General features: G+C 65.3%; 20 protein-coding genes. 10 read left to right on the plus strand and 10 right to left on the minus strand.

Going from position 1 to position 22,342, the window contains the following annotated elements; translation table 11 throughout:
- Positions 1 to 37: 37 nt before the first annotated feature.
- The 3 genes from G5S42_RS04540 to G5S42_RS04550 all read right to left on the minus strand — a co-directional run bounded on the left by G5S42_RS04540 (position 38) and on the right by G5S42_RS04550 (position 4,520).
- Positions 38 to 1,111 carry a TAXI family TRAP transporter solute-binding subunit gene (locus tag G5S42_RS04540; RefSeq protein ID WP_176105722.1) on the minus strand — a complete coding sequence of 358 codons (1,074 nt, stop codon included), beginning with the start codon at positions 1,109 to 1,111 and terminating at the stop codon, positions 38 to 40.
- Between the two features lie 256 nt (positions 1,112 to 1,367).
- Positions 1,368 to 2,558, minus strand: coding sequence for a hypothetical protein (locus G5S42_RS04545; protein ID WP_176105723.1), 1,191 nt, complete (start codon positions 2,556 to 2,558; stop codon positions 1,368 to 1,370).
- Between the two features lie 420 nt (positions 2,559 to 2,978).
- Positions 2,979 to 4,520, minus strand: coding sequence for an MDR family MFS transporter (locus G5S42_RS04550; RefSeq protein WP_176105724.1), 1,542 nt, complete (start codon positions 4,518 to 4,520; stop codon positions 2,979 to 2,981).
- A gap of 117 nt (positions 4,521 to 4,637) precedes the next feature.
- On the opposite strand from G5S42_RS04550, the gene G5S42_RS04555 reads away from it, so the two are divergent.
- The gene (locus G5S42_RS04555; protein WP_176105725.1) at positions 4,638 to 5,408 is read left to right on the plus strand and encodes a TetR/AcrR family transcriptional regulator; all 771 of its coding nucleotides are present in this window, start codon (positions 4,638 to 4,640) and stop codon (positions 5,406 to 5,408) included.
- A gap of 48 nt (positions 5,409 to 5,456) precedes the next feature.
- Here G5S42_RS04555 and G5S42_RS04560 read toward each other — a convergent pair whose 3' ends face one another.
- Positions 5,457 to 6,188: a ribonuclease activity regulator RraA gene (locus G5S42_RS04560; protein ID WP_176110344.1), complete on the minus strand. Its 732-nt coding sequence runs from the start codon at positions 6,186 to 6,188 to the stop codon at positions 5,457 to 5,459.
- Positions 6,189 to 6,736: 548 nt separating this feature from the next.
- Here G5S42_RS04560 and G5S42_RS04565 point away from each other — a divergent pair.
- On the plus strand, positions 6,737 to 7,249 hold the full coding sequence (locus G5S42_RS04565; protein WP_176105726.1) for a response regulator: 513 nt from the start codon (positions 6,737 to 6,739) through the stop codon (positions 7,247 to 7,249).
- 157 nt (positions 7,250 to 7,406) lie between these two features.
- On the opposite strand, the gene G5S42_RS04570 is transcribed toward G5S42_RS04565, so the two are convergent.
- Together G5S42_RS04570 and G5S42_RS04575 are read right to left on the minus strand one after the other, a co-directional pair.
- Complete coding sequence (locus G5S42_RS04570) at positions 7,407 to 7,988, minus strand: Fur family transcriptional regulator (protein ID WP_176105727.1); 582 nt, start codon at positions 7,986 to 7,988, stop codon at positions 7,407 to 7,409.
- A gap of 116 nt (positions 7,989 to 8,104) precedes the next feature.
- Positions 8,105 to 8,731, minus strand: a complete 627-nt coding sequence (locus G5S42_RS04575; RefSeq protein WP_176105728.1) for a glutathione S-transferase family protein — start codon at positions 8,729 to 8,731, stop codon at positions 8,105 to 8,107.
- Between the two features lie 234 nt (positions 8,732 to 8,965).
- Here G5S42_RS04575 and G5S42_RS04580 point away from each other — a divergent pair, with 234 nt between their 5' ends.
- Positions 8,966 to 10,633 carry an ATP-binding domain-containing protein gene (locus tag G5S42_RS04580; RefSeq protein ID WP_176105729.1) on the plus strand — a complete coding sequence of 556 codons (1,668 nt, stop codon included), beginning with the start codon at positions 8,966 to 8,968 and terminating at the stop codon, positions 10,631 to 10,633.
- A gap of 17 nt (positions 10,634 to 10,650) precedes the next feature.
- Here the strand turns inward: G5S42_RS04580 and G5S42_RS04585 are convergent, their stop codons facing one another.
- The gene (locus G5S42_RS04585; protein WP_176105730.1) at positions 10,651 to 11,598 is read right to left on the minus strand and encodes a phosphoribosyltransferase; all 948 of its coding nucleotides are present in this window, start codon (positions 11,596 to 11,598) and stop codon (positions 10,651 to 10,653) included.
- A gap of 181 nt (positions 11,599 to 11,779) precedes the next feature.
- On the opposite strand from G5S42_RS04585, the gene G5S42_RS04590 reads away from it, so the two are divergent.
- Both G5S42_RS04590 and G5S42_RS04595 read left to right on the plus strand, forming a co-directional pair.
- Complete coding sequence (locus tag G5S42_RS04590; protein WP_176105731.1) at positions 11,780 to 12,349, plus strand: putative pterin-binding protein; 570 nt, start codon at positions 11,780 to 11,782, stop codon at positions 12,347 to 12,349.
- Complete coding sequence (locus G5S42_RS04595) at positions 12,319 to 14,166, plus strand: ATP-binding response regulator (protein WP_176105732.1); 1,848 nt, start codon at positions 12,319 to 12,321, stop codon at positions 14,164 to 14,166. The genes G5S42_RS04590 and G5S42_RS04595 overlap by 31 nt, the downstream gene beginning before the upstream one ends.
- Before the next feature lie 40 nt (positions 14,167 to 14,206).
- Here the strand turns inward: G5S42_RS04595 and G5S42_RS04600 are convergent, their stop codons facing one another.
- The 3 genes from G5S42_RS04600 to relB form a co-directional block, all read right to left on the minus strand.
- Positions 14,207 to 15,061 carry a helix-turn-helix domain-containing protein gene (locus G5S42_RS04600; RefSeq protein ID WP_176105733.1) on the minus strand — a complete coding sequence of 285 codons (855 nt, stop codon included), beginning with the start codon at positions 15,059 to 15,061 and terminating at the stop codon, positions 14,207 to 14,209.
- 312 nt (positions 15,062 to 15,373) lie between these two features.
- A complete protein-coding gene (locus tag G5S42_RS04605) occupies positions 15,374 to 16,711 on the minus strand; it encodes a type II toxin-antitoxin system HipA family toxin (protein WP_176105734.1) in 1,338 nt (445 codons plus the stop codon).
- Between the two features lies 1 nt (position 16,712).
- Positions 16,713 to 16,967 (minus strand): type II toxin-antitoxin system RelB family anti-toxin, encoded by a 255-nt coding sequence (relB, locus tag G5S42_RS04610; RefSeq protein ID WP_018433135.1) that lies wholly within the window; start codon positions 16,965 to 16,967, stop codon positions 16,713 to 16,715.
- 234 nt (positions 16,968 to 17,201) lie between these two features.
- Here relB and G5S42_RS04615 point away from each other — a divergent pair, with 234 nt between their 5' ends.
- From G5S42_RS04615 to zwf, 5 genes are all read left to right on the plus strand, one after another.
- A complete protein-coding gene (locus G5S42_RS04615; protein WP_176105735.1) occupies positions 17,202 to 18,542 on the plus strand; it encodes an NAD(P)/FAD-dependent oxidoreductase in 1,341 nt (446 codons plus the stop codon).
- A gap of 52 nt (positions 18,543 to 18,594) precedes the next feature.
- Positions 18,595 to 19,227 carry a cysteine peptidase family C39 domain-containing protein gene (locus G5S42_RS04620; RefSeq protein ID WP_176105736.1) on the plus strand — a complete coding sequence of 211 codons (633 nt, stop codon included), beginning with the start codon at positions 18,595 to 18,597 and terminating at the stop codon, positions 19,225 to 19,227.
- An 89-nt stretch (positions 19,228 to 19,316) separates the two neighbouring features.
- Complete coding sequence (locus tag G5S42_RS04625) at positions 19,317 to 19,601, plus strand: hypothetical protein (RefSeq protein WP_176105737.1); 285 nt, start codon at positions 19,317 to 19,319, stop codon at positions 19,599 to 19,601.
- Positions 19,602 to 19,684: 83 nt separating this feature from the next.
- On the plus strand, positions 19,685 to 20,617 hold the full coding sequence (gene lhpI / locus G5S42_RS04630; RefSeq protein ID WP_176105738.1) for a bifunctional Delta(1)-pyrroline-2-carboxylate/Delta(1)-piperideine-2-carboxylate reductase: 933 nt from the start codon (positions 19,685 to 19,687) through the stop codon (positions 20,615 to 20,617).
- Positions 20,618 to 20,851: 234 nt separating this feature from the next.
- Entirely contained in the window at positions 20,852 to 22,333 is a 1,482-nt protein-coding gene (gene zwf, locus G5S42_RS04635) for a glucose-6-phosphate dehydrogenase (protein WP_176105739.1), read from the plus strand.
- Positions 22,334 to 22,342: the final 9 nt, after the last annotated feature.

Raw genomic sequence — 22,342 nt, forward strand, 5'->3', positions numbered from 1 at the left:
ACTGAATCGAATCAGGCGCGCGGTCCTTGCTACGGCGTTATTTGCACAGCAGAAGCATCCGCTCCTGTTCCGAGCACGGCGTATGCGGTTTCGGCGCGGGTTGCGCGGCCGCCGCGCTCATCGCCGCGGTGCGGTTCGCGAGACACGCGCGCAGGTGCTTCTCGACCGGACCGTAATACTTCCACCCGCGTACGAGCGTCGGCAATTCGAGCTTCACCTGTTTCCATTTCGGATGGCCGTGCTCCTGCAGATTGTCGAAGTTCGCGCACAACGAGTCGGCGAAATGATTCAGATTGCTGACGGTGTCGCGCAAGCCATAGTCGTAGGTGACCAGAAACGCTTTGACCGTGAGGCCCGGCACGTCTTCCTTCAGCCAGCCTGGGTAGCTGCTCTGACGGATCGTCGTCGGAAAGTAGGTCTGCTTTGCGCGGTTCGTCTCCGGCGCGTTGGGATCGGCGGGCAGCAGACGCAGTTGTGACAGCAGGTCGGGCTTCATGCTGGTGAATAGATTCGCGGGTTGCCCGACCACGATGATCGCGACGTCGATTTTCTTCACGATCAGCGCGGCCAGCGCGTCCTCGTTGCTCAGATGCACGACGTTCTGCTCGGGAATCGGCTGGCCGAACATCAGGCGGTAGAGCGTCGTCGCCGACTGCGCGGTGCCGCTGCCCAGCAGGCCGACGCTGATGGTCTTGTCCTTGATGTCGGCGAGCGTTTTCAGCGGCGAATCCGCCCGCACGACGACGTTAATTTCCTCGTCGTAGAGCGGCATGATCAGTCGCAACGGCCGGATCGTCGTGCCCGCATCGGGGTTGCCCGTGTTGGCCATGTCGATGAACGCCTGGTACACGTCGGACTGCACGAGCGCGAGCTTCACGCCGGGCTCGAAACGCATGCGCTGCACGTTTTCGGCCGAGCCTTTCGACGCCACCACTTCGAGGTCGATGCCGACCGGCTGGGCCACCCATTTCGACAGGTCGTTGCCGATCTGGATATAGGTGCCGCGCTCCGGCCCGGTGACGATCTTGTAGTGGGCCGGTTCCGCGCCGGCCAGCGAACATACGACCAGTACCACCAGCCCCAGCCAGCCCGCGAGAAGTCTCTTCAGCATGGTCATTCTACCTATCGGTCAGGTTGATCCCGCTTCACGCGTGGCGCGTGGAAGCACCAGTGATCCGGTTGCCATGTCATGTTCAAACTGCTGTCAGGGCCGCTCCGTCTGTTGCCGCTCAGAGGACGAATGATTATGTGGGAATCGGCACAGACGGCGACCATTCGATCTGCTATGCGAAGCAATGTTTGGGCGCGACGGCGCAGTCGTTGGCGTCTCCGCGACCCTGAGCGGAGGGTTGCGTCGCGCTTGAGCGCTAGTTGCTCCGCGGCGTCGCGGTTCTCACGACGCCGGCGTTCGTTGCGGTCGCGGCAAGCGCGCCGTGCTCCAGCATGCCGGCGGGCAGCGGTACCTGCAGTTGCGCCTGCGCGAGCGGCGCGCCCGGCGCGGCGTCCGCTGCCGCATGCGGCGGAGTCAGCGGCGCCCAGCCGGTCTCGCGAATCACGCGCTCGAGGATCACTTTCGCCGCGTCGTTGCTGCTGTCGATCGCGAGCGCCTCGTTCGCGTGCTGACGCGCGCACGGCCACGACTGCTGCGCGACGCAGACCTGCGCGGCCTGCAGCGCGGTATCGCGACGCTGGACGAGCGGCCGCATCTGATCGGCCAGAACCTGCGCATCGCTGTTTCCCGGTTGTAACGTTTGCGCGGCCGCGAGAGCGGCCTGCGCGGCGGACAGGTCGTTGGCGCGGAACGCGGTCCTCGCGACCTGCAACGCCTGTGCGGCGTCGTGGAATTGCGTCGCGGGCCGCATGGGCGTCGCGGCGAGCGGCGGCGTGACAGGCGGCGCAGCCGGTGTCGCTGGAATGACGGGAACCGCGGGTACGACGGGCGCGGGCTTCGCCGCCAGTTCGCTCACGGGCGGTGGGACTGGCCTGGCCGCGGCCGGCGCGTGTGCGGTCTGTGCCTGAGCCATCACCGGTGCGGACGCAAGCGGCGCGATCATGCCGGTCGTCGTGGTGCGGACATCCTGAGTGATCTGCTCGACGCCTTTATCTTCCGATTCGCCACCGTCGCTGAATAACGTATAAGCGATATACGCCAGGCCGATCGCGATGACCGCGCCGATCACGTATAGCACGCGCCAGATCGTCTGCGCAGTGTTGCGCGGCGCGTACATCGGATCTTCGTAAGGTGGGATAGCGGTGTCGGTCGACACGAGCGCCGTGTGCATGATCGGCTCGCTCTGCAACAGAGATTCGGACGCCATCGCGGCCGAGGCGATGACGGGTTCATCCCGTGTGCCGAGCTCGTCGTCGAAGCGGGGCAGCGGCTTGTGCGTGGCGCTCGCGCGGCTGCCTGGAATACCGGTGCGGATGTGCGGATCGTCTTGCTCGAACGGATGCGCAGCGCCACAGTAGGGGCAGGCGTCGACTTGTCGGTACAGTGCGCCGCCGCAGCGTTTGCAGGGCGTGGGGAAACTTTGGCCGGTTGCTGTCTGGGTGGACATGCCGTGGACCCACCTTTGGAAAACGATGCCGTAAAGGCATGCTCCGGATCGTGTTGAGGCAGGAGCCTTGTCCGCGGAATCACGATCCACATGCGCCGGAGGTCGCGGAGACGTAGGCCGCGCCTGCGTTTCCACGGTTTCCAATATGTGATGTTTCACGGGGGACGTCAACGCGGTAGGCCCCTGGATTGTGTGCGCTACCGCTCATTCGGAGGTATGAAGAAACTTTGCCGATACGCTCAAAAACGAATGTATGTGTCTGTTGTTTCACGACAAATGCACGGGCGCGCCCCATGTAGTGAACGCGACAAAAAAACAACGAGGCCGACGCGCTGCGCGTGCGGCCTCGTGATCGCCCGGCTATTGGATGCTTGCCGGTAAGTGTTTGCATCAGCATCCGGATCAGGCGCAGAAGAACGCTCAGTGCTTTCGCAACGGATGATCCTTCAGCAGCCACGCCAGCGCGAAGGCGAGCACCACGACGCATGCGGCCGACAGATACACGGTATGCAACGCGCCAGCGAACGCATGCAGATAGTCGTTGCGCAATGCTTCGGGTAGCTGACGAATCGCGGCGGGACCCAAGGCCTGCGGAAGTTCGGTATCGGGCGGGATCAGCTTTTCGAGGCGTGAGGCCAGTCCGTTCGAAAACACCGCACCGAAACCGGCCACGCCGATCGAGCCGCCGATCGAGCGAAACAGCGTAACGCCCGACGTCGCCACCCCCATATGCTTGAACTCGACGGTGTTCTGGACCGCGAGGACCAGCACCTGCATCACCATGCCGAGGCCACAGCCGAGCAGGCCCATGTACAGATACATCACATGAATCGGCGTATCGATCTGCAGGCGCGCGAGCAGCAGCATCGCCACGGAGACGAGGAACGTGCCAATGATCGGGAACAGCCGATACTTGCCGATCTTGCTGATCAGACGGCCCGTCACCATCGACAGAATGAACAGGCCGCCCATCATCGGCAGCATCTGCATGCCGGCTTGCGACGGCGTGGAGCCCTTCACGACCTGCAGATAGAGCGGAATGAACGTAACGGAGCCGAACAGCGATACGCCGATGATGAAGCTCACGAGGCTGCTGATCAGAAACGTGCGCTGCTTGAACAGTCCGAGCGGCATGATCGGTTCGACCGCGCTGCGCTCTTCGTGAATGAAGCCCCAGATCGCTACGAGGCCCATGCCGAGCGTGAACCACAGTTGCGGCGAGGTCCACGGCAGGATCGTGCCGCCCTGGCTCGTGAACAGGATGATGCAGGTCAGCGCGCCGGCGAGAAAAGCGGCGCCCATGTAGTCGATCGTGTGCTTGACGTGGCGCACGTGCGGCTTGAACACCGCGCCGATCACGATCAGCGACAGGATGCCGAGCGGCAGGTTGATGTAGAAGATCCAACGCCAGGTCAGATGCTCGACCAGAAAGCCACCGAGCAACGGACCGATGACGGTGGCGAGACCGAAGATGCCGCCGAACACGCCCTGATACCGGCCGCGCTCAGCGGGCGGAATCACGTCCGCGATCGCCGCCATCGTCACGACGAGCAGGCCGCCGCCGCCGAGACCTTGCAGCGCGCGCAGCACGATCAGCTGACTCATGTTTTGCGCGATGCCACACAGCGCCGAGCCGACGAGAAAGATGACGATCGCCGTCTGTAGCACGATCTTGCGGCCAAACAGGTCGCCGAACTTGCCGTACAGCGGCACGACGATCGTCGAGCTGAGCAGGTAGGCGGTCACGACCCACGACAGGTTATTGAGCCCGCCCAGATCGCCGACGATGGTGGGCAGCGCGGTCGACACGATCGTCTGGTCGAGCGCGGCGAGCAGCATGACCAGCAGCAGCGCCGGAAACAGCAGCCGGATCGGCGGATGATCGGCTGCGTCTGCGGCCGAGGCCAGGCGGGGTTCCTCGGGCGCGGAGTCGACGGACAGGGTCGTAGCGGGTTGTTCCATGGCGGCAACGCGTTGAAATTAATTAACTGAACGATTAATATAGGCGACATCGCCTCTCACGTCAAATTCAATGCAATGACAAGGATCTCGTCTGATGACGCCGCGGCGGACCACGTCGTGACAGATGCGGGGCCACCCGCGCGAATTGCCGCGAAAAAGCGTGGCGCGTCGAAGCCCAAACTCGAGGCGACGCAAGCGGATGCGCAAACCGCGAATCTCACAAGCGGCGCGCCAACCGGGTCGCCCGCCCGCCGCCCCGGCCGGCCGACGGGCGCCGCGCGCGGCCCAGAGCAACGTGCGCGCTTGCTCGACGCTGCGCTGACGTTGTTCGCAAGGCAGGGCATCGTCGAGACATCGCTCGGTGAGATCGCCCGCGAGGCCGGCTTCACACCCGCGATGGTGCACTACTACTTCAAGACACGCGACCAACTGCTCGATGTGCTGATCGACGAGTGTTTCGCGCCGTTGCGCGCAAGCCTCGGTCTGCCGTTCCGGGAAAATCCCGACGCTCCGGTCGCGGCGATCACGCAGTTCACCGAGCGGCTCGTGCAGATCGCGAGCGATAACCCGTGGTTCGCGTCGCTGTGGATTCGCGAAGTGATCAGCGACGGCGGTCTGCTGCGCCAGCGCATGCATGAGCGTTTCGGCTTCGCGCATCAGAAGGAGTCGCTGCTCGCGATCGCGCGTTGGCAGAAGGAGGGGCGCCTGAATGCATCGCTCGAACCCGCGCTCGTGTTCGTCACGCTGCTCGGCATGACGATTCTGCCGCTGGCCACCTCGAAGCTGTGGCGTAATGATCCGTTGCGCCGCAATATCGGCGGCGCGGAGATCGCACGGCATGCGGTGGCGTTGCTGGTGCAGGGCATCGGGCCCGCCAAGGGCGCTTGAACCGGCGGCCGGTGTGGTGCACCGGTCGCCGTGTCGTTTGAAAAGGCCCTAGACTTTGCGGTTTTTCTTCCACTCGTCGAACGCCGCTTTCGTCTCGTCGTTCGGCGGATAGGTGCCGGGAAGCGCGGCGCCGGCACGAATCCTTTCGGTCAGAAACGCTTCGAGCCGTTCCTGCTCGGCCGCGGCTTGCGCGACGTCGTCGGCCATCTTCAGCGGAATCACGACAACCCCATCCCCATCGCCGACGATCACGTCGCCCGGAAACACCGCGACGCCGCCACAGCCGATCGGCACGTTGATGTCGACCGCGTGATGGCGGATCAGATTGGGCGGCGCGCTCGCGCCGGCGCAAAACACCGGCATATCGAGCGCGGCGATCGTCGCGCTGTCGCGCACCGGGCCGTCGGACACCATGCCGGCCACGCCGCGCACCTGCAAACGCAGCGACAGAATCGAACCGAACGACGCGCTGCCGCGCTCGCCGCGGCAATCCTGCACGAGCACATGGCCCGGCGGAATGGTCTCGACGCATCTGCGTTGCGCGTACTCAGGGTCCGCGAATAGCTCCAGCACGTCGATGTCTTCGCGCGACGGGATATTGCGCAGCGTGAACGCCGGCCCAACCAGATTCGCGGCGCGGCGCGGACCGAGTGGTGCGACGCCCTGCATGAAGGTATTGCGCAGACCGCGCTTGAATAGCTGCGTGGTCAGCGTGGCGGTGCTGACGTGACGAAGGATCTCGAGCGTCGCGGTGCAAAGCGCGGACGATGTTGCGGACATGGTGTCGGGTGGCCTCGGGTTGGGATGAGTGGACATCGATAGACGCGTGCGGACGGCCGCGAACCGAAGCATGCCGCGCATGCGCGCCCACGATGATAGCGCCGCGGCGCCAACGGTTAGCGGGTAAGCGCCAATTCATCTTTGTGTCATCGACACGCGCGACCCGGCCCCTCTTCACGTGACGCGAACCCCTGCAGCAAGGCACGCGACATGCTTGCAGAGTCGTCGGATGCGAGCGGCGCAACACGAACGACAGCGCCGCGTGGCGCAAACAATACGAAGGACGGAATCGAGACCGGGCGGAGAAGGCCGTACGAACGGGGTTCGTGCGAACCGCGCCGGAACATCGGGTGCCGGCAATCGGCGAGCCGCGGAAAAACTGCGGACACTCAGCAGCTAAATCGCGGCATGCGTCGAGCGCCGTTTTTTCATCGACGTGCAATTTTGGCGCGTTACCGTGCGCACGCGTTGTACTCGGGAAGGTGCTCAGCAATGTTTTACAATCGCGGACCTGTCTGCAACTCGGCGTGCGAAATCGAGTCGGAACCATGGACAGCAACACCTCGGCCGCGCAAATCGGCGGCAATCAGCAGAGTGAAACATTGGCCACTTCCGATGGCCTAACCGGTTTTCCAGAGCAACAACATACGATGAATGCAGCAATGAGGCTCGATCAGGCCACGATCGTGCTGGTAGAGGACGACCCCGACAGCCGGGAATCGTTGACCTTGCTACTCGAGGCGGAAGGCGCGAAGGTATGCGCGGTCGCCGATGCGGAAGAGGGTGTCGTGGCGGCGATGGAGTTGCTTCCCGACGCGGTCGTCTGCGACCTCGACTTGCCGACCATGGATGGCTTCTATCTGATCCAGCGGCTGCGCGATCACGAGATTTGCGGCGGCCATTCGCCCGCGGTGGCGGTGGCGCTGACCGGCCACACCGACGACGCATATCGCCTGCGCAGCATCGGCGAAGGCTTCCAGCATTTCATGACCAAACCCGCGTTGCCCGAAGCGCTCGTGACGTTGCTGCGCGACGCGATCGACGCCCGCGCGGCGGGGTGATCGCCGCTTCGTAGCGGGCTCGCAGCGAGCTTTCGTGGAGAGCGAGTAGTAGCAGGCCGGCGCGCGGCGGGAAGACGTCGTTTCGCGGAACAGCGCGCGGCCATCGGCGCTTCGCAGCGCATCCCACCGCGTTGCGCACCTGACGCGTAGCGCGCCGCTATTTCGCCGCGGCCACCGGCGCGGCTTCGCCAGCCATTGCGGCCGCCTGACAGGCCGCACAGAGGCCCTTCAACTCGATTTCGTCGCTCGCGAGCCGATAGCCCGCGTCTTCGATCTGCGCGATCAGGGCCTGGCGCAGCTTCGGTTGATGCAATTCGGTGACGCTGCCGCATTGCTGGCATACGACGAGAATGCCGTGCTGGCATTGCGTCAGATCATGGCAGACGGTGAACGCATTGATCGACTCGATCCGATGCACGAGTCCCGCCGACAGCAAAAAATCCAACGCGCGATAGACGGTGGGCGGCGCCGAGCCCGGGTGAATCTGGCGCATTTCGTCGAGCAGTGAATAGGCCTTGGTCGCGCGTCCCGAGTTCAGCAGCAGTTCGAGCACCTTGCGCCGGATCGGCGTGAGTTTTTCGCCGCGTTCGCGGCAATATTGCTCGGCCAGTGCGAGAGCCGCTTCCTGCGACGGCTGATGCACGTCGTGATGCGCATGATGCTCGTGCGCATCGGCGGCGGAGGCGGCAGGTGCGGGAGTGACCGGATGGCCGGTTGCGGCGGGGTTGGGGGTTTTCATGCGTCGATTATAGAGGCATGCGCGGTGGGTCGCCGCGCCGGTCGGGGGATCGGCGCGGCACAGGCGCGGCACAAGCGCGCGGGCGGCGCTTACGAAGTCGCCAGTGAACCGGCCGTTCAGGTCAACGGAAAATCCACGTACTTCTTGAAGCCGGTGCGCGTCGTCAGACGCGAATACCAGCGCTCCAGACTCGGCAGCGGCGGCCGCTGCAAACCGTCGAGGCCGAACCAGCGCTTCGCGTACGCGCCGATCACGATATCGGCGAGCGTGAACTTTTCGCCTTCGAGAAAGAAGCGGCCCTGCAGATGCGTGTCGAGCAGGCGCCACAGCACGGTGACCGCCTTCACGTCGGCGGCGAGTTTGGCGGCGTCGCGCTCGGCCTCCGGCGTGCGCACGAGCGACCAGAACACGGGACGCTCCACCGGCTGCAGCGTCGACAGCGACCAGTCCAGCCAGCGGTCGATGCTCGCGCGCAGTTTCGGCTCGGCCGGATACAGCAGGCTCGATTCGCCGTATTGCATCGCCAGATAGCGCAGGATCGAGTTGGATTCCCACAGCACGAAGTCGTCGTCGACCAGCGTCGGGACCTTGCCGGTCGGGTTCATCGCGAGATAGTCGGGTTCGTTGTTGCGGCCGAATTGCAGGCCCGCGTCGATGCGGTCGAATGGCAGTACGAGTTCGTCGCAGCACCACAAAACTTTCTGGACGTTGACTGAATTGGTACGTCCCCAGATCGTAATCATCCGGTAAATCCTTTTCTCTTTCGGTTGGCAAGCCGCGCCTCGCGCGGCGTTCAGCCAGTTACGATACACGATGCGCGAAGCTTTGCGCGGCATCCGAAAGGCGCCCTCCGCGCGAGGCGGCGCAGCCTCGCGGATGCGACGCCCGCCACCGCGTTGCGTACAATGACCGCACCCCGAATTGCGCACTGAGCCGACACGCGTGGACTCACGCATCCAAACCCGATAAGGCATCGCATGGCCCGCATTGTTCCCGACGACTGGAAGAGCCTCGAAGCGACCGGCGCGGCGGCGCGCGAACGCGAAACGCTGGCACTGCTCGAACATGCACTGCCCGCCGATTACACCGTCTATCACGGCGTGCATTGGACTCGCCTGAACCAGAACTTTTCGGTATTCGGCGAGGCCGACTTCGTGATCGTGAGTCCTGCCGGGCGTCTGATGATCATCGAGCAGAAGACCGGCTTTCTGCGTGAAACGCCGAAGGGGCTCGTCAAGGTGTACCTGCAGACCGAGCGCAACGTCGCGATCGCGCTCGCGCATACGATCGAGAGTCTGCACCGGCGTTTTACCGCGGCGTTCGGCGCCGGCACGTATTTCATCGAGGAACTGCTGTACTGTCCCGATCACATCGTCAAGGATGCGGCGATCGCCGGTGTGAATCCCGCGCGCATCGTCGACGCGACGCGGCGCGAACGGCTGGCGGCGATCATCCGCGAAGCGCTGCCGGCCGATGAGCCGCGCCTTCCCAGCGCATCGAAAATCCATCACTTTCTCGCCGACGAACTCGCGCTGGCACCGGACACGAGCGCGCTCGTCGGCCAGGCGGGCACGCTCGTCACGCGCCTGTCGGGTGGACTCGCCACGTGGGCCCGGCGGCTCGAATTCACGCCGTTCCGTTTGCGCGTGGTCGGCACGGCGGGCTCCGGCAAGACGCAACTCGCGGTGCAGGTGATGAAGGACGCGGTCGCGCGCCGTGAGCGGCCGTTGTACGTGTGCTTCAACCGGCCACTCGCCGATCACATTGCGCGGGTCGCGCCGCCGGAGGCGAAGGTCGCGAACTATCACCAGCTGTGCGACTGGATCATGCGCGACGCGGGCCGCGCGCCCGATTTCCAGTCCGCGCAGGTATTCGATCAACTGGAGGCCGGATTCGCCGACACGTCGATCGAGCCGCGCTGGCAGTTCGACGTGCTGATCGTCGATGAAGGGCAGGATTTCCAGCAGTCGTGGATTGCCTCGCTCGAGCGGCTGCTGCGGCCGGGCGGCGCGTGGTGGTGGCTCGAAGACCCGCTGCAGAATCTGTACATGCGCGAGCCGGTGTCGTTACCCGGCTGGGCCACGCTGAAGGAAACCACCAATTACCGCAGTCCGCGTGACATTCTCGACTATTTGCGCGATGTGGTCGGCTCGTCGGTGCCGCTTGCCGCGGCGCTCGCGTCGGGCAGTCCGTTCGACGGCTCGGACGTTTCGGTGTCGGTCTACGACGAAGCGCAGGCCGCCGAAAGTAGTATCGACGCGACCAAGCGCGCGATCACCCACGCGCTCGGGCTCGGCTTTCGCAAGCAGGACATCGTGGTGCTGTCGTTCCGCGGCAGGGACGGTTCGGCGATGAGCGCGCTCGATCATCTCGGACCGCATCGGCTGCGCAGCTTCACCGGCAAATACGATCTGTTCGGCAACCCGGAGTATCGCGACGGCGACGTGCTGTTCGAATCGATCTACCGCTTCAAGGGGCAGGCGGCGCCGTGCGTGATCTTCACCGAGATCGACTTCGACGCGTTCGACGAACGCGTCGCGCGCAAGCTGTTCGTCGGCGCGACGCGCGCGACGATGAAGCTGATCGTCGTCGCGTCGCAGCGTGCCGCGCGTCATTTGCAGTTGCGCGAGGGGAAGGACAAGTAGAGAACGCTGAGCTCGGCTCAACTCCACGCCCTTGCGCTCACCAGCATCCCCGTGCGCGTCAGCGCATCCCACCAGATCACGCGCAACAAAGGCGCCTGTTGCGCGATCAGCAGCGCCTGCACCGGATCGCTTTCGACGAAGTGCGTGACACCCGAGCGCAGCGCCGCGCTCGCCTTGTGCGCGGCCGCCCCGGAGGGGCTGTCGTCGTGCAGGCCGGGCGCGCGCATCACCAGTTGCAGATGAGCGAAGCCGTGTCGCGCGAGCCACGCTTCGGTGCGCGCGCGATCCATCTCCGGGCGGCCCGTGATGATCGTGCGCACGTGTTGCAGGTCGATGCCGGGCAGCACCTCGAACGGCAGCAGCGCGTCGCGCTCGGCGAGCGCGCCGGCAAGGTCTTCGTCGTAGCGCGCGAGCGGTACGTCGGGCAGCAGGATGCCGTCGAGGTCGATCGCGTAAGCCGCGTATTCGTGGTCGTTGGCCATCGCCGGCGCGGCGCCGGCTTCGACGCGTGCCCAGTCGTCTCGGTAGCGCTCGGTGTACGCCTGGCGCTCCCATGGAAAGAGGGCGAAGTAGCCGCGCGCGTCGATCGCGTAGTCGGGCTGCACGCGGCTCAGTTCATCGACCGCGGCGGTCAGCGTTTTGACTTCGAGCCCGTGCGACTGCAGGAACGCGATGCAATCGGCGAGCGTAAAACCGCGTCCAGCGATGTCCTCGCACAACAGCACCTTCGAGCCGGCGGGCGGGATCGGCAGCGTCGACTCCCATGCGACCGCACGCGTCTGGCGATCGTAGCGCAGGAACGCGACCGGCGCGCCGACCGCGTGCGACACCATCAGCGCGAGCGGCGCGCCACCGCGCAGAATGCCGAGCGCGATCGTGAAACGCTCGGCGAGCAACTCCGGTTGCAGCGATTCGATCCAGTGATCGAGCTGTTCGTACGTCAGGGGCAAGACCGGCTTGTTCATGACTATCGGGTTTTTGAGTCAGCGCATTTTGGCGATATTATGCATGCGGGTCAAAGGTCGCGTGTCGGGGTGGCACGCGTTTGACTGCACGGTATGGCGCAACACTTCGCTGGCATAAGATCGGCTGACCGTGGCGCCGCCCACGGTCCGGCGAATCAACTAAAACGGATAAAAAAAGCAAATGGCCAACCTGATTGCAACGCTGCGCAATGCAGCCGGCGAAACCGGTGTGCCCTCGCGGATGCGCTGGCTGGCGGGGCTCGCGGGACTGATCGTCGGGCTTACCGTCTATGGCGCGCATGCGCAGCCGGGCGTGCGGCAGTCGCCGGCGCTGGCGCTCGACGTCGAGGGCAAGATCGGCAACACCAACGACGCCGCGCATCACACCTATCACTTCGACGAGGCTCAACTGCTCGCGCTGCCCGTGCATACGATCACGACTTCGACCACCTGGACACCGCGCTCGACGTTCGCCGGTCCCAGGCTCGCCGACATCCTGAAGGCCGTCGGCGCGCGCGGCAGCGAAATCGAGCTTCACACGTACGACGATTACACCTACACCGTGCCGGTCGCGGACTGCGAACGCTACGGCGTGATCGTCGCGTACAGCATGAACGGCCAGCGCCTGAAACTCAGCGACTTCGGGCCGCTGTTTCTGATCTATCCGCGCGACGCTTTTCCGGATGAACTGACTGGCGCGGTCGGCGACTCGAAATTCGTATGGCAGATCAAGGCCCTCATCGTCAAATAGCGCGTCGTCCGTGGCGGCGCGCGATGTACGTGCTGATCTGGCTGATGGCGCTCGCCGCGCCCGTCGGTGCGATCGGCTACCTGCTGTATGCGAACCTGTTGAACCCGCGCGCGACCGAGCAGTTGACCGGCACCTACGACGGTTTCTACTGGGACGCCGCACAACTGCAGATCGCCTACGCTCGCTTCGAGAACCAGCTGCTGCTGTATCAGTCCGGCGCCGACGACGACTATCAGCGGTTGCTGCTGCGCTTTCAGCTCCTGCAATCGAAGCTGCGCGTGATGGCCGGCTCGACGCAGCGGCTCTCCGCGCAGCTCGCTCTGTTGCAACGGCAGATCGACGAAATCAGGACGCTCGAGAATGTGCTCGACGACATCCAGCCCGAGATCGACGTACTGCCGCGCGACCGCACCCGTGCCGCGCGGATCGACGCGCAGCTGCGCCAGCACTGGAGCGAGGTCAACGATCTTGCGCTGTCGCGCCGTTTCGCCGATGTCGCCGACCGCGAAGCGATGAACCGCGATTTCATCGACAAACGCCGCCTCCTTTTCGCGGGTGGTCTGGTGCTGCTGTTGCTGTCGGCGGCGGCGACGCTGCTGCTCGTGCTCAACGGCCGGCGCCGCACGCGGCTCATGCGCCAGCAGCGCGCGGCGCTGGAAGCCGAGCATCAGGCAAGCCGCGCGGCGCGCGAGGCGAGCCTCGCGAAAGATGCGTTTCTCGGCATGATCAGCCATGAGCTGCGCACGCCGTTGCATGCGATCGTGTCGTCGGTGGAACTGCTCGGCTTCCACTATCACACGGAGGCCGACCGCAAAGTGATCCAGCGGCTCGAAACCGCGGCGCGCCATCTCGAAGCGCAGATGAAGGACCTGACCGACTACGCGCGCCTCGGCGCCGGCAAGCTCGAACTGCGGCACCAGCATTTCGAGCCGCGCGAGCTGCTGGCGTCGATCGTCGATGAACACACGATGTCCGCCAAGGCGCGCGGCCTCAAGCTCGAAAGCGAGGCGAGCGGCGCGAGCGGGCTCGTCGAGTCGGACCCGCACCGCATCCGGCAGATCGTCAACAACCTCGTCACCAACGCGATCCGCTACACCGAGACCGGCACGGTGCGCGTCGAGCTGCGCCAGCAGCCGGCGCTGCTGGTTTTCGTCGTCAGCGATACGGGACCAGGCGTGCCGTCCGAGCAGATCCCGCTGATCTTCGAGGAGTTCACTCAGCTCGATGCGAAGCGCTCGCGCCGTTTCGAAGGCGCCGGCATGGGGCTGACGATCGTGCAAGGGCTCGTCAAGCTGTTCGGCGGCACGGTGGATGTCGCGAGCACGGTCGGCGAGGGCACCCGCTTCACGGTGACGATTCCGGTCGTGCCGGTCGCTACCGTCGAGCCGGCCGACGTCACGGCGCAAGCCGAGCCGGACGGCGCGCAACCGTGCGTGCTGATCATCGACGATAACAGCCTGATCCGCGAGTCACTCAGCGAAATGGTCGCGCACATGGGCTACGACTCGCTCGCCCTCGGCAACGCGAACGACGCGCTCGCGTGGCTCGATACACACCGGTGCGAAGTGGTGCTGCTCGATCTGCATATGCCGGGGCGCGACGGCTACACGTTTCTCGAGGACTTCGCGGTGCGCGGTGGACCGTCGGCGGGCGTGCCGGTGATCGTGGTCAGCGCGTACGCGCCGGAGGTCGTGCGGGATGATGAAGGTGGGGTGACTGGCGCGCCGTCGGTGTTCGAGGCGCTGTTAAAGCCGGTCCATTACGAGGATCTGAAGCACGCGCTGCAGCGCGCGCTGGCGGCGCGGCATCAGGCGTGAGGGCGGCGCCGCGCCCGGGGCGCGCATCGGCGCCAGCGGATCAGGGGCGATTCAGCCGCTTCGACAGATCGGCGACGAGGATCGCCATGCGCGCGGGCTTTTCGTAGCACGCGACGTCGTAATCGCGGATCACCTCGCTGATCTCCGATTCGCTGGCCTTGCCGGTCAGCAGCTCGCCGGTCAGCACGAAGATCGGCGCGTCCGGGTTCTCCGACGCGCGCACCGCGCGAATCGCGGCCGCAGAAGTTTGCGAGCCGAACAGCCAGTCGATGATCACGCCGTCGAACACCTGCGTTTGCAACTGCTCGCTGAAGGCCGCGAGCCCATAGATCGCGACCGCCGCGAAGCCGCTGCGCTCCAGATAGTCGCGCAGGTTATCGGCGCTCGCGCAATCGTCGTCGACGACCGCGATGGAAGGCTTGTCGGTTTCGGCGCGGCGCGGATAGATCTCGATCTTGTGGACTTCATAGGCGCTCTGATACAGCGCGCCATCATGTCGCGAGACACGCCATTGACCGAGCCGCGAATAGGCGACGAACTCCGGACGGCTACCCGGTTCGAGCGCGGCGCCGACCCACGCGGTACAGGCGATTTCGGTCGCGCCGATGCAGAACACCGCCTCCTGGGCGATCGCGCCGACCACGCCCGGATCGAGCGACTGCGCGCCGAACAGCTGCGCCGCCGGTTCGTCGAACACCTCGGCGACTTTCTTGATCTGCGACAGCGTCCATGGACTATTGCCGCGCAGTTTGCGGTGCCCCTGGGAAAAACTCAGATCGAGGATGCGGCATAGCTCCGTGGTTTGCTGGCGCTTGCCGATTCCATGCCGGCTCATCAACTCGCGCACGCGCTCGGCAACCGCGATGGAGTCCGGTGAGTGTGTTTCGTTGGCCATACTGCGTGAAAATCCGCGAGTTAAAAGGTACAGGTGGTACGCGGTCGACAGGCGCAAGCCGACCTTGCGCATGCAATGCGCATGAATCGGCCACGCGGGGACAGCAAATGTACCGTAAAAAAATTCACTGTTTATGATTTTGTCAGACCGTCGCCGAGGCCGCTAATGCAAGCGACGCAGCCGTCGCGCGGGTGACTTTTGATGCATTGAGCATCAAAAAGCATTCTACCGGTGAAACGATGACGAAACCGTAGGGAATCCACGAATGAGTTGTGCGCAAGCCAACGGTTCCGGCTTCTGGCCGCAAAGCGCTCAACTCGCCGGCATCGTGTCGAGCCGGGCCGCCGAGTTTTGAAGTCCCTTGAAAATCCGCTCGGCGACCTTGCCCGGAAAGCGCTCGGGCAACGCCGCCGACACCCGTTCGATCACGCCGGGCGTCTGCTCGATCAGACGCTGGATCAGCGGCTCGGCGTCGGCGCCGTACGAACACTTCAACGCCATCGCGTTGAAATGACGCCGCTGCACGTCGCGAAACGCCTCGTGCTTGCTGCGCGACCACAGACCCATCGCAAGCCGCGCCTTGTACCAAGACCATTGGTTCGGGCCATTGCCTTCGACCGGCCAGATCGACATCACGTCGTAAAGCGGCGTCAGACGGTACTGGCCACCCGCGAGCAGACGGATGCTGAAGTTCTTCGCGTGGCCGTCCGGCGCGGCCAGCATCCAGAACAGGATCTGGCTCGCGAGCAAGGTCTCGAGGTCCTGCCGCGCATCGACCGACTGCTGCAGGATCCGCGCGAGATCGAGCACGCCGGGGCCGCCCTCGTTCTCGTACTTGCGATGCGACGGCACGCCGTACACCTGGCAGAAATCTTCCTGCGGCAAACGCAATAGCCAGCTGCCGCTCGAATGCATCTGGCGGTCGAAGCGTTCGACGGCGAGCACGCGCTGCTGGCCGAAGCTGAGCACCTCGGTGTTCGCGACCGGCAGGCCGAACTCGCGCAGAATCCGCATGCACAGCCACTCGTTTTCGACCGACGTGCTCAGATCGGCGAGCCGGTTGCCGACTAGCCCCAGCGGCAGCTTGAAGATATGCGTGGTCGGCGTCGCGCCGTGCGGCCGCTGCCATTGGCCGTCGTGCCACAGCAGCGCGGTTTTCTCCTGCGCGCCGGCGAGCGAGATGCGGAAGTCGTCGGGTTCGTCGGGCGCGCCGAGCGTCGGTTTGCCGACCGTTTGCGCGAGCAGCGCCTCGATGTCGTCGTCGGAGAGCGGCGTGCCTTCGATGCGCTGAACCCCGACCGGCGCGTCGTCTTCACCGAGCAGCTGGACCGCGCCGACGCAGTCGCGGCCGATGGCCCGCAGCAGGTCGAACGCGTCGAGCGTTTCGGTCCGGTAGCGCTGCGCGATGCGTTTGCGGATAGCGTCGCTGTCGGGCAGCAGGTTGTCGAAGTAGTTGAGCACCCGCGGCCCTTTGTGCGTCATGTTGCCGGGCGTGAATGGCAGCGACAGCGACGGACGACCCGCCGGCGACGCGATCCAGGCGGCGTCGTAGGCGAACTCCATCGGACCACGCGCGGGCAGGCGCCAGACGCCGACGCGCTCGCCGTTGGCCCAGACCGACAATGCCTTCGAGGCGGTTTGCCGGGCCATCTCACCACTCGACGTTCGGTGCCGGCTCGGCGCTCGGCTGATTTTTGTCGCGCAACTGCAGTTGCAGGCCGTAGGCGCCGCACAGCGCGAGCAGCTGCGTAAGCGTGAGCCCGCTCGCATCGGTTTCGAGCGCGGAAATGCGGCTTTGGCTCACGCCGACGCGCGCGGCCGCCTCGGTCTGCGTGAAGCCGGCCTGGCGGCGGCTGGCCGCCAGCAACTGCGCGAGCTGGTCCGACGTGGTGATCAGATGGAGCATGGCGGATTATTTGCGAGACGAATAAACGCAATTTATGCGTCACACGAATATTTGTCAAATATTTGCGTGACAGATAATCGACGAATATCCGTGTGACGGATAATCGCGGAATCCGGCAGGAGCCCGCGCGTCGTCGTCCTGGCCGCGACCAGCAGCGGTGCCGAACTCACGCGGCATTGCGGACAATGGCCGCCACTGCGAAGATGACGCCCACGTCTCCAACCCGCCCAACCAATGACCACGACTTACCCGCTGCACTCGACCTTCACGCCCGCCGATCAACCGTTTCCCAGCCGCGCCGACGTCGTGATCGCGGGTGCCGGCATCATGGGCTGCGCGGCCGCTTATTACCTGGCGCGGCGCGGCCTGTCGGCGGTGGTGCTCGACAAGTCGCGGATCGCCGGGCAGCAGTCATCGCGCGCGTGGGGCTTCGTGCGCCAGCAGGGTCGCGAAGCCGCCGAGGTGCCGCTGATGATGGCGTGCATTCCATTGTGGAAAGAACTCGAGCGTGAGCTGAATTTCGATCTCGAATGGCGCCAGGGCGGTTGCCTGTATGTCGCGACCAATGACGAAGACTGGACCTCGTTCCAGCAATGGCTCGAGGTCGCGCGTCAGTATGGCCTCGACACCCGCACGCTCGACCGCGGGCAGATCGACGCCGTCGTCACCGGCATGCAGGGGCCCGCGCTCGGCGGCTTATACACGCCAAGCGACGGTCAGGCCGAACCGCGCCGTGCGGCCGCGGCGTTCGCGGCGCGCGCGGCCGAAGCCGGCGCGCTATTTTTCGAGGGCTGCGGCGTGGTCGGCGTCGAACGCGCGGGTGGCGCGATCGCCGGCGTGGTCACGGAGCGCGGCACGATTCGTACCTCGCGTTTGATCTGCGCGGCCGGCGCGAGCAGTTGGCGGCTCCTCAGGACGCTCGGTCTCGAACTGCCTCAGCAGGCGGTGCGCGGTACCTGCATGCGCACCAATCCGCTGCCGCCGATCACGGCGTCGACGTTCTGGGGGCACGGCCTCGGCATCCGGCAGCGCGCGAACGGCGCGATCAACCTCGCCGACGACATGCAGGTCGACGTCGACATGACACTCGGCCATTTCCGCGCGCTCAAGTGGTTTTTGCCAGAACTGTGGACGCAGCGCGAGAAGTTCAGCTTCCATCTGAACGGCGCCTGTCTGCGCGATTTGCGCGAGCGTCTGCCGGGCGGCGTGCCCGACGCCGAACGTGTGCTTTATCCGCGCGACCCGCATCCGCAGCCTAACCCGAGCCACGCGCCGCGCGCGCTGAACAAGCTGCGCGCGCTGTTTCCGGCGTTGCGCGACGCCCAGGTGGTCGAGGCGTGGGCCGGGCTGATCGACGTGTTGCCCGATGGAATTCCTGTGATCGATGCGCCGCCGCAGGTCGCTGGCCTGACGATCGCGACCGGTTTTTGCGGACATGGGTTCGCGATGGGGCCGATCGTCGGCAAGCTGCTCGCGGAACTCAACGATGGCGGCAACGCGTCGCTCGATCTGTCGGCGTTCCGTTTGCAGCGTTTTTTCGACGGCACGATGAAGCGGCCGCGCAGCATGCTGTGATCGTGCGCAACGCAACCCGACCCAGTACAACTCAACCCGACCGATACCAGCGATGACCGAACCCGTTCTCCGCCACGCCGATGTTCCGTACTACACGCAATGGGGCAGCCCCGAGTGGGTGCGCGACATCGTCGAACAGCAGCGCGATCCGTGTGACGACCCGCATTGGCAGCGCAGCGGTTTCGCCGACCCCGAGCGCTATCGTTTCTGGGCGCAACGCCTGTGCGGGCTGACGTGCCTGGAGTCGGCGCTCGACTACTGGGGCATCGATCACCCGCCACGCGCCGCATTGCTCGACGACGCGTTGCGGCACGGCGTGTATCGGCTGCGCGACGATGGCGGTGTCGACGGGCTGATCTACCGGCCGTTCGCCGACTGGGCGGGCCCGGCCTTCGGCCTCGATGTCGACGTGCTGCCGCAGGCGTCGCTCGAGGAGATCGCGGCGCGGCTCGACGCCGATACGCTCGCGATCGTGTCGGTGAGCCCCGAGATCCGCTATCCGGAGCGGCCGAACCTGCAGCGGGGCGGTCATCTGATCCTGCTGCACGGCCGGGATCGCGACGGCGTGTGGTTCCATAACCCGTCGGGTGTCGCGCCGCATCAGTCCGACGTGTACCTGCCGTTCGCGACGATGTCGCGTTTCTATGCGGGGCGGGGGATGACGCTCGGCCGCAGCACGAGCTAGCTGGCGCGCTGGGCATGACGCGGCCTTCGCGATTCGGGTCTGCTTCCTGCTGAGGCAGCATCTTCGACGTGCGACCTATCGGAGCTCCCATGAATCGAGCCTTCCGCCTGCTTGCCGCCAGCCTCGTCGTGCTCGAGGCTGCCGGCGCCGCGCAGGCCGCGACCCGCGAAGAACAGGCCCATGCGTGCCGTCATGATGCGTTCCATTTCTGCGCCGCGGAGATTCCGCACCGGGCGAAGATCATCGCCTGCATGAAGCGGCACCTCGACGAACTGAGCCCGGCGTGTCGGGCGATGTTCGGCAACGGCAACGGTAACGGCAACGGCAACGGCAAGAACGGCGACCAGAATCGCGACGGTAACGGCGGGAAGTAGCCGCCCACACGACTAGTCAATTTTCTTGCGCTCGGTTACGGTGACGCCATGCCCACTCCATCCAGCATTGGACCGTCCCGCCCATGACCCGCCCGACCACGCAGATCTTCGACGCCGCCGCCACCGCGCGGCTGATGCCTTATGCGGCGCTTGTCGACGCATTGCGGCGCGCAAGCATCGACTACGCGCAACGACGCATCGTGAGCCCCGAACGGCTCGTCGTGCCGCTGAACGCCGGCGGTATCATGCTGTCGATGCCCGCCACCGCGCCCGATCTGGCGATCCACAAACTCGTCAACGTGTGCGCGAGCAACGGCGCACGCCATCTGCCGACGATCCACGGCCAGGTGATGGCCTTCGATGCCGATACCGGCGAGACGCTGTTCGTCCTCGACGGTCCGACCGTGACGGGCCGTCGGACCGCGGCGATGTCGATGCTCGGCATCGCGACGTTCGCCGCGCGCACGCCGCGCGAATTCCTGCTGATCGGCACCGGCACGCAGGCGCTCAATCATCTGGAAGCGATCGGCGAACTGTTTCCCGACGCGTGCGTGTGGGTCAAGGGCAGCGCGCCCGCGCGCGCCGAAGCGTTCTGCGCGGCGCAGCGCGGCAAGGTGCGTGAGTTGCGGCCGCTCGCGGAAACCGGCGCGACAATTCCGGCTTCGGTCGAGATCGTGATCGCGTTGACCACGAGCAAACAGCCGGTCTACGACGAGACGGCGCGCGCCGAGCGGCTCGTGATCGGTGTCGGCGCTTTCACGCCGCAGATGGTCGAGATCGGCGCGACGACGATCGCGGGCAGCGCGCTGTTCGTCGACGACGAGGCCGGCGCGAAGCACGAGGCCGGCGATTTCATCCAGGCGGGCGTCGACTGGGCGCGGGTGGGCGGGATCGCCGCGGTGCTCGGTAAGACGCAGCCGGTGCCGGCGGGACCGGTGGTGTTCAAGAGCGTCGGCTGCGCGGCGTGGGATCTGGCCGCGTGCCGGGTCGCGCGAGACGCGCTGGCGCGCGGCTGACCGTCGGCGGTCCACCCGCCAAAATCGCGCAAAATATCCCGAAAAAACAACCGCGTGGCGCGCAAGCTTGGCAACTTGCGCTAACCTGCGGCAGATGTTGCCGTGCAAACTATCTCAAAACGTTGCACCATAGAAGTTTGCCGGAAAAAGCGCCATACCGGACGTGAGCGATAGCCCGTCCGCCCGCCGCCGATTCCTGATCGACGCCTTCCCCCTAGACGCTGCGACCGTGCCATGACGACCCAACAAGCTCCTGCCACACCCGACCTGCCGCTCGACATGATCATCTTCGGCGGCACCGGCGACCTGTCGTTCCGCAAGCTGCTGCCCGCGCTGTACATGGCGCATCTGCACTGCAACCTGCCGCCGGACACCCGCATTCTGACGATCGGGCGCAAGCCCTGGTCGCGCGAGGAATACATCAGCGAATTCATGGAGCAGAAGGCTAAGCCCTTCATCGACAAGAAGGCGTTCGATGCATCCGCGTGGGACAAATTTCTCGCGATTTTCGAATACGTGCGGATGGACGTCGATTCGCCCGAGGACTACCAGCGCCTGAAAGAAGCATCGCGCGACGGCGTGAACCGCGTGTTCTACCTGGCGACGTCGCCGGATCTGTTCACCAATATCTGCGACAACCTGTCGGCGGCCGGGCTTGTCGACGCCCATTCGCGCGTGGTGCTCGAAAAGCCGCTTGGCCACGATCTCGCGTCCGCGCAGGAGATCAACAACGCGGTCGGCAAGCATTTCGAAGAATCGCAGATCTACCGGATCGACCACTACCTCGGCAAGGAAACCGTGCAGAACCTGATGGTGCTGCGCTTCGGCAATCCGATTTTCGGGCCGCTGTGGCAGGCGCCGTACATCAAGAGCGTGCAGATCACGGTGGCCGAAACGGTCGGCGTGGGCACTCGCGCGGGGTTCTACGACAAGACCGGCGCGCTGCGCGACATGGTGCAGAACCACCTGCTGCAACTTCTGTGCATCGTCGCGATGGAGCCGCCGGTGTCGCTCGATCCCGACGCGGTGCGCGACGAAAAGCTGAAGGTGCTGCGCTCGCTGCGGCCGATGACGCCCGAGGACATCGCCCGCGACACCGTGCGCGGCCAGTACACGGCGGGCGCCGTCGATGGCGAGGCGGTCAAGGGCTACCTCGAAGAAGAAAACGTGCCGGCGGGCAGCCGCGCCGAAACCTTCGTCGCATTGCGCGCGCGGATCAACAACTGGCGCTGGGCCAACGTGCCGTTCTTCCTGCGCACCGGCAAGCGGATGCAGAAGAAGCTGTCGGAGATCGTCATCGAATTCTCCGAGCTGCCGTTCTCGATCATTCCGAGCAATGGACGCACCTACGGCAACCGGCTGGTGATCCAGTTGCAGCCGGAAGAGTCGATCCAGCTGCAGGTGCTCGCGAAAGAACCCGGCAGCGGCATGCATATGCTGCCGGTGAACCTGAACCTGGACCTGCAGCAGGCGTTCACCGAGCGTCGCGCGGAAGCCTATGAGCGGCTGCTGATCGACGTGATCCGCGGACGGCTGACACACTTCATGCGCCGCGACGAACTCGAAGCGGCATGGGCGTGGGCCGAGCCGATTCTCGACGGCTGGGCGAAGTCGGGCGAGCGGCCGCGCTCGTATTCGGCGGGCACGTTCGGACCGGCGGCATCGACCTCGCTGATGACGCGGGAGAACGCCGTGTGGGCGGAGGAATCGCAGTAATGCGCCTTT

It is taken from the genome of Paraburkholderia youngii (assembly GCF_013366925.1).
Taxonomy (GTDB): Bacteria; Pseudomonadota; Gammaproteobacteria; order Burkholderiales; family Burkholderiaceae; genus Paraburkholderia; species Paraburkholderia youngii.

Bases quoted from the DNA above. Each gene is read 5' to 3' on its own strand.
- G5S42_RS04620 (WP_176105736.1), top strand. From the start codon at position 18,595: ATGACCGAACCCGTTCTCCGCCACGCCGATGTTCCGTACTACACGCAA.
- G5S42_RS04625 (WP_176105737.1), top strand. From the start codon at position 19,317: ATGAATCGAGCCTTCCGCCTGCTTGCCGCCAGCCTCGTCGTGCTCGAG.
- G5S42_RS04605 (WP_176105734.1), bottom strand. From the start codon at position 16,711: ATGGCCCGGCAAACCGCCTCGAAGGCATTGTCGGTCTGGGCCAACGGC.
- G5S42_RS04600 (WP_176105733.1), bottom strand. From the start codon at position 15,061: ATGGCCAACGAAACACACTCACCGGACTCCATCGCGGTTGCCGAGCGC.
- G5S42_RS04570 (WP_176105727.1), bottom strand. From the start codon at position 7,988: ATGAAAACCCCCAACCCCGCCGCAACCGGCCATCCGGTCACTCCCGCA.
- lhpI (WP_176105738.1), top strand. From the start codon at position 19,685: ATGACCCGCCCGACCACGCAGATCTTCGACGCCGCCGCCACCGCGCGG.
- G5S42_RS04565 (WP_176105726.1), top strand. From the start codon at position 6,737: ATGGACAGCAACACCTCGGCCGCGCAAATCGGCGGCAATCAGCAGAGT.
- G5S42_RS04540 (WP_176105722.1), bottom strand. From the start codon at position 1,111: ATGCTGAAGAGACTTCTCGCGGGCTGGCTGGGGCTGGTGGTACTGGTC.
- G5S42_RS04545 (WP_176105723.1), bottom strand. From the start codon at position 2,558: ATGTCCACCCAGACAGCAACCGGCCAAAGTTTCCCCACGCCCTGCAAA.
- G5S42_RS04615 (WP_176105735.1), top strand. From the start codon at position 17,202: ATGACCACGACTTACCCGCTGCACTCGACCTTCACGCCCGCCGATCAA.
- G5S42_RS04580 (WP_176105729.1), top strand. From the start codon at position 8,966: ATGGCCCGCATTGTTCCCGACGACTGGAAGAGCCTCGAAGCGACCGGC.
- G5S42_RS04575 (WP_176105728.1), bottom strand. From the start codon at position 8,731: ATGATTACGATCTGGGGACGTACCAATTCAGTCAACGTCCAGAAAGTT.
- G5S42_RS04595 (WP_176105732.1), top strand. From the start codon at position 12,319: ATGGCAGATCAAGGCCCTCATCGTCAAATAGCGCGTCGTCCGTGGCGG.
- relB (WP_018433135.1), bottom strand. From the start codon at position 16,967: ATGCTCCATCTGATCACCACGTCGGACCAGCTCGCGCAGTTGCTGGCG.
- G5S42_RS04550 (WP_176105724.1), bottom strand. From the start codon at position 4,520: ATGGAACAACCCGCTACGACCCTGTCCGTCGACTCCGCGCCCGAGGAA.
- G5S42_RS04560 (WP_176110344.1), bottom strand. From the start codon at position 6,188: ATGTCCGCAACATCGTCCGCGCTTTGCACCGCGACGCTCGAGATCCTT.
- zwf (WP_176105739.1), top strand. From the start codon at position 20,852: ATGACGACCCAACAAGCTCCTGCCACACCCGACCTGCCGCTCGACATG.
- G5S42_RS04590 (WP_176105731.1), top strand. From the start codon at position 11,780: ATGGCCAACCTGATTGCAACGCTGCGCAATGCAGCCGGCGAAACCGGT.
- G5S42_RS04585 (WP_176105730.1), bottom strand. From the start codon at position 11,598: ATGAACAAGCCGGTCTTGCCCCTGACGTACGAACAGCTCGATCACTGG.